The organism is Nonomuraea harbinensis (assembly GCF_019396385.1).
GTDB classification, from domain to species: Bacteria; Actinomycetota; Actinomycetes; order Streptosporangiales; family Streptosporangiaceae; genus Nonomuraea; species Nonomuraea ferruginea.
Map to the genome: position 1 here is coordinate 17582 of NZ_JAHKRN010000018.1, position 12829 is coordinate 30410.

Consider the following 12829-nt stretch of genomic DNA (forward strand, 5'->3'; position numbering starts at 1 on the left):
TTGTTCACCCGTGGAAGGCATACTTCAGACCGTGCTCAGCCGCCGATTCGCCTTTCTCGACCATCCGGGCCCGCTGGCCTTCGCCCACCGGGGCGGGGCGCTGGAGGGGGCGGAGAACTCCTTCGAGGCGTTCGATCGGGCCGTGCGGCTCGGCTACACCCATCTGGAGACCGACGCGCACGCCACCTCCGACGGCGTGCTGCTCGCCTTCCACGACCACACGCTGGACCGGGTGACCGACCGGCGGGGCCGCGTCTCGGAGCTGCCCTACCAGGAGGTCAAGCGGGCCCGCATCGGCGGCGTCCACGAGATCCCGCTGCTTGAGGACCTGCTGGGCACCTGGCCGGAGATCCGGTTCAACATCGACGTGAAGGAGCCGGGGGCGATCGCGCCGCTGGCCGAGGCGATCCGCCGGACGAACTCCTACGACCGGATCTGCCTCACCTCGTTCTCCGACGAGCGGCTGGTGCTGGCCAGGGCGGCGCTCGGGCGGGAGGTGTGCTCGGCGCTCGGGCCGCGCGGCGTGGCCGCGCTCCGGGCCGCCGCCGCCACCTCCGGCTACGGCCGCCTGCTGGCCAGGCTGAAACGCGCGGCGATCCCGTGCGCCCAGGTGCCGGTCGGCTTCCGCGGGCTGCGGGTCGCCACCCGCCACCTGGTGCGGACGGCCCACGCGCTCGGCATGCAGGTGCACGTCTGGACCATCAACGACACCCCCCGGATGGAGCACCTGCTCGATCTGGGCGTCGACGGCATCATGACCGACAACATCACCGGGCTGCGCGACGTCCTGGAGCGGCGCGGCCAGTGGCATCCCGGCCGCATGGCCGCCTAGGAGCGACTCCACAACATGTCCGTACCCGCACCCCCCGCGGCCTCCGACCCCGCCTCCGAGTCACCCGCCGTGCGCCGGCGCGAACAGCGCGGCTGGTACGTCTACGACTGGGCCAACTCCGCCTTCTACACCACGATCATCTCCGTCTTCCTCGGCCCGTACATCATCGAGGTCGCCAAGACCGCCTCGTGCGCCAAGGACTTCGCCCAGGTCGACGCCGCCACCTGCGCGGCCGGCTTCGACCGGCTCGCCGCGCAGAACCCGGGCCTGGGCTACGTGGACGTGCTCGGCATGGACATCCGGCCGGTCGCGTTCTTCGGCCTGATCACGACCGTGGCGGTGCTGCTGCAGATCGTGGTCCTGCCGATGGTGGGCGCGCTGGCCGACCACACCGGCCGCAAGCGGGAGATGCTCGGCGTCTTCGCCTACGTCGGCGCGCTCGCCGCGATGGGACTGTTCTTCGTCGAGGGCGACCGCTACATGCTCGGCGGCTGGCTGTTCGTCATCGCGAACGTCGCCTACGGGGCCTCGGTCGTCGTCTACGACTCGTGGCTGCCGCAGATCTCCACCCCCGACGAGCGCGACCGCGTGTCCTCGCGGGGCTGGGCGATCGGCTACCTCGGCGGCGGGCTGCTGCTGGCGCTCAACCTGGTGCTCTTCCTGAGCCACGAGAGCCTGGGGCTGACCCAGGGCGAGTCGGTGCGCATCGCGATGATGTCGGCCGGGCTGTGGTGGGCCACCTTCACGATCGTGCCGCTGCTGCGGCTGCGCAACCGGCCGGCGCCGGCGCACGAGCACACCGCGCTCGCGTCGGTGGGCGGCAGCTTCCGCCAGCTCTGGCGGACGCTGAAGGAGCTGCGCCGCTACCCGCTGACGCTGCTGTTCCTGGTGGCCTACCTGGTCTACAACGACGGCATCCAGACGGTGATCGGCAACAGCGCGGCCTTCGCCTCCGAGGCGCTCAAACTGGACCGCACGGTGCAGATCACCGCGATCCTCATGGTGCAGTTCGTGGCGTTCTTCGGGGCGCTGCTGCTGGGCAGGCTGGCGGAGCGGTTCGGCACCAAGCGCACGGTGCTGGCCAGCATCGTGGTGTGGACGGTGATCGTGGTGATGGCGCTGTTCGTCCGCGAGGGGCAGGCGGTGCAGTTCTACCTCATGGCCTTCGCCATCGCGATCGTGCTCGGCGGCACCCAGGCGCTGTCGCGCTCGCTCTTCTCCCAGGTGATCCCGAAGGGCCGGGAAGCCGAGTACTTCAGCCTGCTGCAGATCAGCGACAAGGGGTCGGCGTTCATCGGCGCGCTGACGGTGACGATCGCGCTGCAGCTCACCAACAGCTACCGCATCGCCATCATGTCGATGGTCGTCTTCTTCGTGCTCGGGTTCGTGCTGCTGGCGCTGGTCAACCTGCCGAAGGCGATCCGCGCGGCGGGCAACGAGGTGCCGAGGAACCTCTGACGAGCGGGCGCGTCCCCGAACTCCTCGGCGGTATAGCGATTGGATCTCCCCGTGGGTGGGAATCCCATCACGGTACCAAGCGTTACACACCGTGGGAGACAGACCCCCCACGCATGGGGGCCCTGTAGGAGGCATTCAAACATGGGCGAGCGCGCGCTTCGTGGCACCCGGCTCGGGGCAACCAGCTACGAGAACGACCGTAACACGGATCTGGCCCCGCGCCAGGAGGTGTCTTACACCTGCCCCAAGGGGCATCGCTTCGAGGTTCCGCTTGCCGCCGAGGCTGAGATTCCCGCGACCTGGGAGTGCCGCATGTGCGGCGCGACCGCGGTGCGGGTCGACGGCGAGCAGCCGGAGTCGAAGAAGACCAAGCCGCCGCGGACTCACTGGGACATGCTCCTCGAGCGGCGGTCCATCGAAGATCTGGAAGAGGTGCTCAACGAGCGGCTGGCGGTCCTGAGGGCCCAGCGCCGCAAGAGCGCCTGACATCACTCTCACGGTGAACCCCCGGGCCGGCGGCCCGGGGGTTTTCTGCTGCGCGCGTGACCGGCGGCGTCGCTAGTCGCGGTCCTCGCGGATGACCTCGCCGTGCACGACCTTCCCGCGCGGCGCGCCGCCGTGAGGTCCGGCCTGCGGGACGTCCGCGCGCACCGGCCCCGCGGACTGGGGCGGGAACATGTTCGCGTACGGGGAAGCCGCCGCCATCCGCTTGACCCGCCGGTCGAAGAACCACCCGCCGAGCCGCCGCATCCCCGGCCGGGTGAACGGCAGGACGCACGCGAGGCCGACCACGTCGCTGAGGAATCCCGGCATCACCAGGAGCACGCCGCCCACCAGCACGAGCGCCCCGTCGGCCAGTTCGCGCTCGGGCATCACGCCGGTGCGCATCGACTCCTGCAGCCTGTGCCAGGCGCGGCGTCCCTCACGCCGCACCAGCCATGAGCCGAGCAGCGCCGCCGCCGCCAGCAGGCCCACGGTCGGCCAGCCGCCGATCACCGACCCGACCTGGATCAGCAGCCACACCTCCAGGATGGGGATCGCCAGGAAGGCCAGGAAAAGCAGAAGCCGCATCGTCGCCTCGTTCTGTGCACATCAAGGACACGTCTAGGTAGAACAACGCCCGGAACCGTCCTCGCGTTCCTGCGGTCAGGAGCGCCGGCCGCGCAGCCGCGCGGGCAGCCCGACGAGCCCCCACTGGAAGATCCGCCAGAACGCCTCGGCCATCACCCGGCCGCTCATCTTGCTGGTGCCGACCGTCCGCTCGACGAACGTGATCGGCACCTCCGCGACCCGCAGCCCGTGACGGCAGGTGCGCAGGGTCAGGTCGACCTGGAAGCAGTAGCCCTGCGACTCCACGTCGGCCAGCCCGACCTTCTCCAGGACGGCCGCCCGGTAGGCGCGGAACCCCGCGGTGGCGTCGCGGACGGGCAGGCCGAGCATGATCCGCGTGTAGAGGTTGGCGCCCCGGGACAGGAGCTCACGCGTGGCCGGCCAGTTCCTCACCTTGCCGCCCGGCACGTAACGCGACCCGATCGCCAGGTCGGCCCCTTCGGACAGCGACGTCAGCAGCTTGTGCAGCTCCTCCGGCTGGTGCGAGCCGTCGGCGTCCATCTCCACCAGCACGTCGTAGCCCTCGCCCAGCCCCCACCGGAACCCCGCGATGTAGGCGGCGCCGAGCCCTTGCTTGGCCGGCCGGTGCAGGACGTGCACGTGGTCGTCTTCCGAGGCGAGCTCGTCGGCGATCTTGCCGGTGCCGTCGGGACTGTTGTCGTCGGCCACCAGCAGGTGGGCCTCGGGCAGCGCGGCCCGCAGCCGTTCGGTGATCGACGGCAGGTTCTCGCGCTCGTTGTAGGTCGGGACGATGACCAGCACCCGGCCGAGCGTCTCCATCGTCAGTCGTCCCCCATCATCCGGTCGGCCCGGCGCCCGCGCCGGGCGGCGACGACGGTGGCCGCCGCTCCCAACATCATCAATGCCCACTCGGGAGCCGCGCCGACCCTCGTGGCGATCGTCTGTTCGGTGCGTATCGGCACGGTTACAACGGTGCTGTCGGCGACCAGTTCCCTGGTTTGCCACGAGACCTTACCGTCCGGCGTGACGAACGCGGAGATGCCTGTCGTGGCCGCCGTCACGACCGCCCTGTTGTGCTCGACCGCCCGCAGCTGGGACATCGCCAGCTGCTGGGCGGGCAGATTGGACAGGGCGTAGGAGGCGTTGTTGGTCTGTACCACCAGCGGCGTGCCGCCGGCCCGCACGGTGGCCCGCACGGTGCCGTCGTAGGCCACCTCGTAGCAGTTGACGGCGCCGACGGTGACCGGGCCCATCTTCAGGTCGCCGGGTCCGGTGCCGGGGACGGACTGCCTGCCGACCAGGTTGGCGCGCTCGTACAGGGCGAGCACGAGCTCCTTGAACGGGGTGTACTCGCCGAACGGCACCAGGTTCTGCTTGTCGTAGTAGTCGCCGGGACCGGTGGCGGGATCCCACACCAGGCTGCGGGTCGCGCGATGCTCGTCGCCGATCGCCACGACCGCGCCGACCAGGGTGGGCACGCCGATGTCGCGCACCGAGTCGTGGATCGTGCCGTAGGCGAACGCGTCGGTGTAGGGGTCGATGTCGGTGGAGTTCTCCGGCAGCACCACCAGGTCGGGCGCGGGCAGCTCGCCGGCGCGGACCCGCCCGGCCAGCCGCTTGGTCTCCTCGGCGTGGTTCCTCAGCACGACGGCGGGCTCGTCGCCGAAGATGTGCATGCCTCGGCCCGGCACACTGCCCTGGACGATGCCGACGTTGACCGTGCGGCCCTCGTCCGGCGGCCTGGGCACGGCCAGGGCGACGACGGGGACGGCCACGGCCAGCGCGACCGGCACCCCGCGCAGCAGGCCCGTACGCGGCCGTACGAGCACCGCGTGGGCGATCAGGGCGCCGCACACCACGACGGCGAACGAGACCAGCGGAGCGCCGCCCAGCGCTGCGTACGGGGTGAACAGCGACTCGCCCTGGCTGAAGGCCACCCGCGCCCACGGGAACCCGCCGATCGGGACGAGCCCGCGCGCCCACTCCATCGCCACCCAGAGCGCCGCGAACCACACCGGCCACAGCCGCAGCCGGAGAACCAGCGCCGCCGCGGCGGCCATGGCCGCGTAGAACAGGCTCTCGACCGCCACCAGCATGATCCACACGTCGACGCCGATCGTGCTGACCCAGGCCAGCGCGGGCGTCAGGAACACGGCCGCGGCGACGTAGCCGATCCACGCCGCCCTCCTGGGCCACGCCCCGTACAGGGAGGCGACGATCAGCGCCAGCCCGGGCGGCGCGCACAGCCACCACCCGAGCGGCGGGAACGCCAGATAGAGCAGCACCCCACCGGCCACGGCGGCGCCCAGCCGGGCGGCCAGCACCCGCCGCGACTCCCCCACCGTCCGCCCCCGCCGCTTCCGCCCTTCCGACGGCCCATCACCACTGGGACGAGAGCCCGCACGCTCGGCCGGAGGCGGTCGTTCGCCGTCCGTGGGAGCGGCAGAGCCGGTGAAACTTTCAACGGCCGGGGCGGCGGATGAGGGCGTGGGCGGGCCGCTCCCGTCTCCGGGGGTGGCCGGTCGGCCCGTCTTCTCCTGCACCACTGCGGGGTCTCCTCGCGATCCGCACGCCTTGCTATGCGAAAACGCTACCGCCCCGGAGGCGCTCTCCGGTCATGCCGGACGCGGCGACAGGGTGATCCCGCGAGGAACGGGACCACCCGGCGCACTGACGAGCCCGGCGCACGGGAACGGGAAGAGGGCCCGGAAACCCTTCGGACCGGACCCGTCTCGTCGGCGGCGAGCGCGGAATTCCGTTGTCTACTGGGCTCCCGGGCCCGTCCCGGGTCCAACCCCCCGCCCGGTTGGGGTGCCCCGACTCGACGGACCGACGGCCCTGCACCTGGCTGTGTGGACGAAGCCACGCTCCGTCACGGACGCAGGATCCGGCGATGTCAGAGACGGCCAACCGGCCAAGTCCCGTGCTGGACTGGGCAGCAAACTACCGACTCAGCCTCAGATGTCAACCGTGTCCCGATCAGCAGAAACATCAAGTTTTCCCAGGTGGGCGGCCATTACCCGGCACGGCAGGCACCCCATCGGCACTGCCGGAGTCTCCATCGGGCCGCCTCGCCAAGCCGCGCAAAGCATCTGAGAGCGGGCGATCGTGGACCACGCCCAGCCGCTGCGTGGCACGGGTGAGCGCCACGTACAGATCGCTGGTGCCGCGCGGCGACTGGGCCGCGATCAGGTCCGGCTCGGCCACGATCACCGAGTCGAACTCCAGCCCCTTGGCGTCGGCCACGCCGAGCACGGCGACGGGCGCGTCGAGCGCCTCCGCGCCGCGGGAGCGCCCGGCGCCGGGGGTGACGACCACGGCGCCCTCCACCGACTCCCCCAGCGAGGCGAGCAGCTCGTCGGGCGCCACGACCGCGACCTTGCCCCCGCCTGCCACCTCGTCCGCGACGATCGCGGGCAGCTCGGCCAGCGGCGCGGCCCACGGGCTCGCCCCGATCTCGCGGACCGACCGCGGCGCCTCCAGGCCGGGGTCGATGGTGGCGAGCACGCGGGCGGCGACCTCCATGAGCTCGACGGGCGTGCGGTAGTTGACGGTCAGCCGCTCCTGGCGCCACCGCCCGGCCACGTACGGGTCGAGCACCTCGGCCCAGGAGCGCGCCCCGGCCGCCGAACCGGTCTGGGCGATGTCGCCGACGATCGTCATGGACCGGGTCGGGATGCGCCGCATGACGGCCCGCCAGGCCATCGGCGACAGCTCCTGCGCCTCGTCCACGATGACGTGACCGTAGGCCCAGGTGCGGTCGGCGGCGGCGCGTTCGGCGGTGGTGAGGTGCGGGCCCTCGCCGCGCTGGCGCTCGGCCAGCCGTTCGGCCTCCATGACGTCGGACAGCCCGGTCAGCTCCAGCACCTCGCGGGCGTAGGCGAGCTCGGCCTCGCGCTCGTGCTCCTCGGCCTGGCGGGCCGCGGCCAGCTCCTCCTCCGCCGCCATCGCGCTGGCCCGCAGCACCTGCTCGTCGATCTCGCCGAGCAGCTCGGCGGCCTCGTCCAGCAGCGGCACGTCGGACTCGGTCCACTCGCCGCCCCGGGCCCCGTCGCGCCGCAGCAGGGCCCGCTCCTCGGGCGTCAGGCCGGCGGCGGCGTAACCCAGCCGGTCCGGCGACCCGTACAGGCCGAGCAGCAGCCGCTGCGGCGTGAGATAGGGCCAGAGCCGGTTGAGCGCGGACCTGACGACCGGCTCGGTGCGCAGCTCCTCGCGCAGGTCGGCCAGCTCGTCGTCGTCGATCAGGCCCTTGCCGATCTGTCTGGCGGCCTGCCGGGCCAGCGCGTTGAGCAGGGAGCGGACGAACACGGCGCGGGCCTGGTTGTGCGGGCGGCGGGAGCGGGCGGCCTTGTTCGCGGCCGACTCCAGCATCTTGCGGTCCATGGTCAGGGTGTAACGTCCGAGCCGCAGCTCGACGGGCTTGCGCGGGACGCGCTGGCGGTCGCGCACCGCCCTGGCGATCACCTCGGCCATGCGCAGGTCGCCCTTGACCGCGGCCACCTCGGGCTTGTCCCTGGCGGTCGCGGTCAGCCCGGGATAGAGCTCGCCGACCGCCGACAGCAGCACGTCGGTCTCGCCGAGCGAGGGCAGCACCTGCTCGATGTAACGCAGGAAGGTCAGGTTGGGGCCGAGGATGAGCACGCCACGCCGCTCCAGCCGCTCCCGGTGCGTGTAGAGCAGGTAGGCGGCGCGGTGGAGCGCGACGACGGTCTTGCCGGTGCCGGGGCCGCCCTGGACGACGAGCACCCCGTTCAGGTCGGACCTGATCACCTTGTCCTGCTCGGCCTGGATGGTGGCCACGATGTCGCGCATCCGGCCGGTGCGCCGCTCGTCCAGCGCCGCCAGCAGGGCGGCCTCGCCGTTGAGCGTGGCCCGGTCGTCCTCGGTGAGCGCGTCGAGGTCGAGCAGGTCGTCGTCGACCGCGACGACCGTGCGGCCCCGGGTCTGCAGGTGGCGCCGCCGGGTGAGGCCCATGGGAGCGGCCGGGGTCGCGCGGTAGAACGGCTGCGCGACCGGGGCCCGCCAGTCGATGAGCAGGCGCTCCTGCTCGTCGTCGGTCAGGCCGAGCTTGCCGATGTAGAGCCGGCCCTCGTCGACGTGGTCGAGCCGGCCGAAGACCAGGCCGCGCTCCACCGCCCACAGCCGGGCCAGCCGGGAGGCGTACATGTCGGCGAACGTGTCGCGCTCCGACCGGTTCTGCATCGTTCCGACGGCGCCGGACGCCAGCACCTCCTTCAACTGGTGCTGGGTGCGCTCGCGCAGCTCGTCCAGCCGCTCGTAGAGGCGGGTGACGTACGCCTGCTCCCTGGCGAGTTCCGATTGACGGGTTGCCGCCAGACCATTATTGTGGTTAATGGGACACTCCGGGCCATTCTGCTTGTTGTTACGACAAACGATGAGATTAGCATGCCTGTCGCGGCGCTCTCCCGCGTTTCACTCTCTCCCCTCTCCCGTGCGGCCCCTTCATTCTGCGCGACCCTCTCTGCGGTACGGTCACGGGTTCGCCGCACCTCTTGACCGGACGCCCCGGCGCTCCTTACGGTCACCTTCGGTTAGGAAAGTTTCCTAACCTCCGGGGGAAGAGGTGACAGTGAGCGGTTCCGTACCGGGCACTCCCAGTCTGCTACGCGCGATCAACGATCGCGCGGCCCTGCGCCTGCTTCTGGAGCGCGGGCCGCTCACCCGTCCCGAGCTGGGCGCGCTGACGGGGCTGTCGAAGCCGACGGCGTCGCAGTTGCTGCTCCGCCTGCGCGAGGCGGGGCTGGTGGTGCTGGACGGGGTGCGGGAGGGCTTGCCGGGCCGTACCGCCGAGGTGTACCGGGTCAACGCGGCGGCGGCGTACGCGGCCGCGCTGGACGTCACCTCGGGCAGGATCGAGGCGCGGGTGGCGGACCTGACGGGGGCGGTGGTCGGCGAGCACGTGCTGGAGCCGCCCGGCGGCGACCTGATCGGCGGGCTGCGCGCCGCGCTGGCCGGGGCGCGGCCTCCCGCACCGCCGCGCCATCTGGTGATCGGGGTGCAGGCGGCGGTCGACCCGACGACGGGGCGGCTGGGGTACGCGACCGCCGAGGACATGCCCGGCTGGCACGTCGACGACCTGGTGGACCGGCTGTCCATGGGGCTGGGCGTGCCGGTGTCGGTGGAGAACAACGTCAACCTGGTGGCCCTGGCGGAGCGGGCGCACGGGGCGGCCGCGGGCACGCCGGACTTCGTCCTGCTGTGGGCCGACGCGGGCATCGGCTCGGCGATCGTCCTCGGCGGCCGGCTCCACCGTGGCGCGACGGGCGGTGCGGGCGAGGTCGGCTACATGCCCGCGCCGGGCGCGCCCACGGCACGCGAGAGCGGCCCGTACGCCGACCACGGCTTCCAGGCGTTGTCCGGCGGCGCGGCGGTGCTGCGGGTCCTCCGCCGGCACGGCATCCCGGGCGCGGACCTCCGCGAGACGGTCAGGAACGCGGCCCGAGCCGCCGAGGACCCGCCGGCGGGCCCACCGCAAGAGAGCACGGCGGCGAACCCGCCGGACACCCGCATGGCCGGCGCGGTGGACGCGGTGCCCGCGGATTCGGGTGAGGCGGCGTTGCGGGAGGTGGCGGGGCGGCTGGCGGTGGGGCTGGCCGCGATCACCTCGGTGATGGATCCGGCGCTGATCGTGCTGACCGGCGCGGTGCCGCTGGCGGGCGGGGAGCCGCTGCGGCGGCTGATCGAGGAGGAGCTGCACGCGCTGACCATCGCCCGCCCGCGGGTGCGGCTGTCGCAGGTGGCGGGCAACCCCGTGCTGGTGGGAGCGCTCGACCTGGCGCTGGCCACGGTGCGGGACGAGGTGCTCGACTCGACGGGCGTGACGGGTTGACGTCACGCCCTCGACCGCTTCGGCGCCGCCGAGGCCGCGAAAGCCCGGCTGTGTGCCCGCTTCGTCCACCTTTGACACTGTCGTGGGCGTGACAGAGTAGGCCTGTCCCTGGCGTGTCACGCGTGCCCTCATCATGCTGCGGTCATGGACGGGTTCCTGGACACCAGCACGAACGGCATGACCGAGTTGCGGGTGCACGGCGTGTCCGGCACGCCGCCCGGGGAGATGCTCAACCATCCGCATCCCCTGCTGGTCGCGGGCGACGGGACGACGGGGTTCTACCGGCGCTGGTGGCCGGCGGGCCGGCCGGAGACCGAGGACGCGGACGTGCCGGGCGAGCGTCACCGCGAGGCGTACGCGTGGGCCGGGCTCACCTCCGGCGGCCGGACCATCGCGCTGTGGCTGCTGCTCCTGCCGTTCGCGCTGGCCAACCTGGCGTACTTCATGCTGCCCAGGCCGGAGGGCGGGCGGCCGGTGCGGCGGGCCCTGGAGGCGGCTCAGCGGCTGTTCGCGCTGCTGCTGACGGGCACGCTGGTGGCGGCCGTCACGCGGGCCAGCGTGGACCTGATCGGCTGGCAGTGCACCGCCGCCGGGCGGGCGTGCGCGTACGCGACCGCGCCCGGCTGGGTGCGCTGGATGGCGGAGCTGTGGGGCGCCGAGCACTCGCGGCGGCTGGCCGTGACCGCGCTGGTGCCGCTCGCCGTGGTGGTGGTGCTGTGGGTGGTCGGGCGGCGGACGTGGCAGCGGGACGAGCGGACCGCCATGCCGCCCGACGGGTTCGAGCGGCCGGGCGTGCTGCTGGCCCGGCCGCGGCTGTGGCACGGCGACGAGCCGGTGCGGCGGCTGCGGGCGGTGCACGTGGCGTTCGCCCTCGGGTGGATCGGGCTGGCCGTGGCGGCCCCGTTCACCCGCTCGGGCCTCGGGCTGGTGCTGGCGGTGGCGAACGCCGTGGTGCTGGTGGCCGCGGTCCTGGCGGTGGTGGCGCCGGGGGTGGCGCGGCGGGTGGATCCGGGTGCCGACGATCCCGGCGGGGCGGTGCTGAGCCGGGTCTGCGCGGCGCTGGAGGCGGCGGGCGCGGCGGTGCTGGCCGTGACGCTGGTCGCGGCGGCGGCCGGGCTGCCCGGCGCGTCCGGCTCGCGCCAGTTGCCGGGGGTCGGGGCGGGGACGGTGCAGTTCGTGCTGACGCTGGGGCTGGTGGCGTTCACGCTGGCGGGCACCTGGTGGCTGGCCCGGCGCGACCGGGGGACGGGGCCGCGGGCGCTGGGCGGGCTGGCGAGCTGGTTCGCGCTGCTGGTGGCCGCGGCCGTGGCGAACGCGCTGGGCCTGGGCGTGATGTTCTGGACGGCCTCGTTCTTCGGCGTGCCGGCCTCACCGGGCGCGGGCGGGCCGGTGGGCCACAGGCTGTTCCTGGACGAGCCGGTGTGGTGGACGGCCGCGCTGGTGCCGGTCCTGGTCGCGGGCCTGGTGGTGGTCGGGCTCGTGCTGTGGAACGCGCGCAGGTCCGAGGCGGCCCGGCTGACTCCCGGGCTGGAGCCGCACTACGGGCGGCACAGCGAGGAGGTGGCCGGCTGCTGGGCGCTGGCCGGGCTGACCGACCGGGCGGGGCAGGTGCTGGGGCTGCTGACCGGGATCGGGCTGGCGGGGTTCGCCCTGGTGACCGTGTTCTACCAGTTCCGGCTGCTGAGCCCGGTGGACGGGCTGGCCGGGCTGTTCGCCACGATCGGCAGCTGGGCGATGGCCGCGTTCCTCGTCGGGCTGGTGCTGCTGGGCCGGCGCGCGTACAGCGATCCTGGGCTGCGCCGGACGATCGGGATCCTGTGGGACGTGTCCACGTTCTGGCCGCGCGCCACCCACCCGCTCGCCCCGCCCTGCTACACCGAGCGGGTGGTGCCCGAGCTGATCTCCCGGGTGCGCCGGCTGGCCAGGGATGACGCCGATCTGGTGCTGCTTTCCGGACACAGCCAGGGCAGCGTGATCGCCGCCTCGGTGGTGCTGCAGCTCGACCCGGCGGCGCGCGGGCGGGTGCGGCTGCTCACGCACGGCTCGCCGCTGCGGCGGCTGTACGCGGCGTTCTTCCCCGCCTACTTCGGGCCCGCCGCGCTGGGTGCGGTACGGGACGCGGTGCCCTGGTTCAACCTTTACCGGCTGAGCGACCCGATCGGCGGGCCCGTCCTGGGGCGGGTGGACCCGTTCGGGCCGCGCGAGTCGCTGTCGGCGGTGGACCTGTTCTGCTGGGACCCGGCCAGGCCGGAGCCGGGCGATCCGCTGCCGGAGACCCGCTGGCACGCCGGCTACTGGTTCGACCCGCCGTACGCGGAGGCGCTGCGCAGGCTCACCACGGCGACCCTGCGCGGCGGGTGAGCGGCCGCTAGTGGAGTTCGAGGATGAAGGCGGCGGCCAGCGCGGGCGCGCACGGCCAGGCGGCGCCGCAGGAGGCGCAGGCGTGCGCGGCTCCGGCCCGGTGGGCGTCCAGCGCGCCGGCCGCCCTGGCGAAGCAGGTCTCGCCCAGCGGGTCGTCGTGAGCGGGCTTCGTACCGAGGAGAACGGCCATGTCGGTCACCTTCGCTGCGTGTTCGGCTGCGCTCACTCTCTCTCGCCGGAGCGTCGCCGTCCGGGTC

General features: G+C 73.1%; 10 protein-coding genes. 5 read left to right on the plus strand and 5 right to left on the minus strand.

What is annotated here, in order from left to right; genetic code table 11:
• Positions 1-31 precede the first annotated feature (31 nt).
• The 3 genes from KME79_RS19820 to KME79_RS19830 all read left to right on the plus strand — a co-directional run bounded on the left by KME79_RS19820 (position 32) and on the right by KME79_RS19830 (position 2776).
• Positions 32-832, plus strand: coding sequence for a glycerophosphodiester phosphodiesterase family protein (locus KME79_RS19820; RefSeq protein WP_219545702.1), 801 nt, complete (start codon positions 32-34; stop codon positions 830-832).
• A gap of 15 nt (positions 833-847) precedes the next feature.
• On the plus strand, positions 848-2290 hold the full coding sequence (locus tag KME79_RS19825; RefSeq protein WP_219545703.1) for an MFS transporter: 1443 nt from the start codon (positions 848-850) through the stop codon (positions 2288-2290).
• Between the two features lie 141 nt (positions 2291-2431).
• On the plus strand, positions 2432-2776 hold the full coding sequence (locus KME79_RS19830) for an RNA polymerase-binding protein RbpA (RefSeq protein ID WP_043625492.1): 345 nt from the start codon (positions 2432-2434) through the stop codon (positions 2774-2776).
• A 72-nt stretch (positions 2777-2848) separates the two neighbouring features.
• On the opposite strand, the gene KME79_RS19835 is transcribed toward KME79_RS19830, so the two are convergent.
• The 4 genes from KME79_RS19835 to KME79_RS19850 all read right to left on the minus strand — a co-directional run bounded on the left by KME79_RS19835 (position 2849) and on the right by KME79_RS19850 (position 8632).
• Positions 2849-3361 carry an FxsA family protein gene (locus KME79_RS19835; protein ID WP_148031449.1) on the minus strand — a complete coding sequence of 171 codons (513 nt, stop codon included), beginning with the start codon at positions 3359-3361 and terminating at the stop codon, positions 2849-2851.
• 75 nt (positions 3362-3436) lie between these two features.
• On the minus strand, positions 3437-4180 hold the full coding sequence (locus tag KME79_RS19840; protein ID WP_219545704.1) for a polyprenol monophosphomannose synthase: 744 nt from the start codon (positions 4178-4180) through the stop codon (positions 3437-3439).
• A 2-nt stretch (positions 4181-4182) separates the two neighbouring features.
• Positions 4183-5703: an apolipoprotein N-acyltransferase gene (gene lnt, locus KME79_RS19845; protein WP_308248983.1), complete on the minus strand. Its 1521-nt coding sequence runs from the start codon at positions 5701-5703 to the stop codon at positions 4183-4185.
• 649 nt (positions 5704-6352) lie between these two features.
• A complete protein-coding gene (locus tag KME79_RS19850; RefSeq protein ID WP_504739480.1) occupies positions 6353-8632 on the minus strand; it encodes a HelD family protein in 2280 nt (759 codons plus the stop codon).
• Between the two features lie 319 nt (positions 8633-8951).
• On the opposite strand from KME79_RS19850, the gene KME79_RS19855 reads away from it, so the two are divergent.
• Positions 8952-10211, plus strand: a complete 1260-nt coding sequence (locus KME79_RS19855; protein ID WP_219545705.1) for an ROK family transcriptional regulator — start codon at positions 8952-8954, stop codon at positions 10209-10211.
• Positions 10212-10355: 144 nt separating this feature from the next.
• Positions 10356-12572, plus strand: a complete 2217-nt coding sequence (locus tag KME79_RS46375; protein ID WP_219545706.1) for a hypothetical protein — start codon at positions 10356-10358, stop codon at positions 12570-12572.
• Between the two features lie 7 nt (positions 12573-12579).
• Here KME79_RS46375 and KME79_RS19865 read toward each other — a convergent pair whose 3' ends face one another.
• The gene (locus KME79_RS19865) at positions 12580-12762 is read right to left on the minus strand and encodes a hypothetical protein (protein WP_148031444.1); all 183 of its coding nucleotides are present in this window, start codon (positions 12760-12762) and stop codon (positions 12580-12582) included.
• Between the last annotated feature and the right edge of the window lie 67 nt (positions 12763-12829).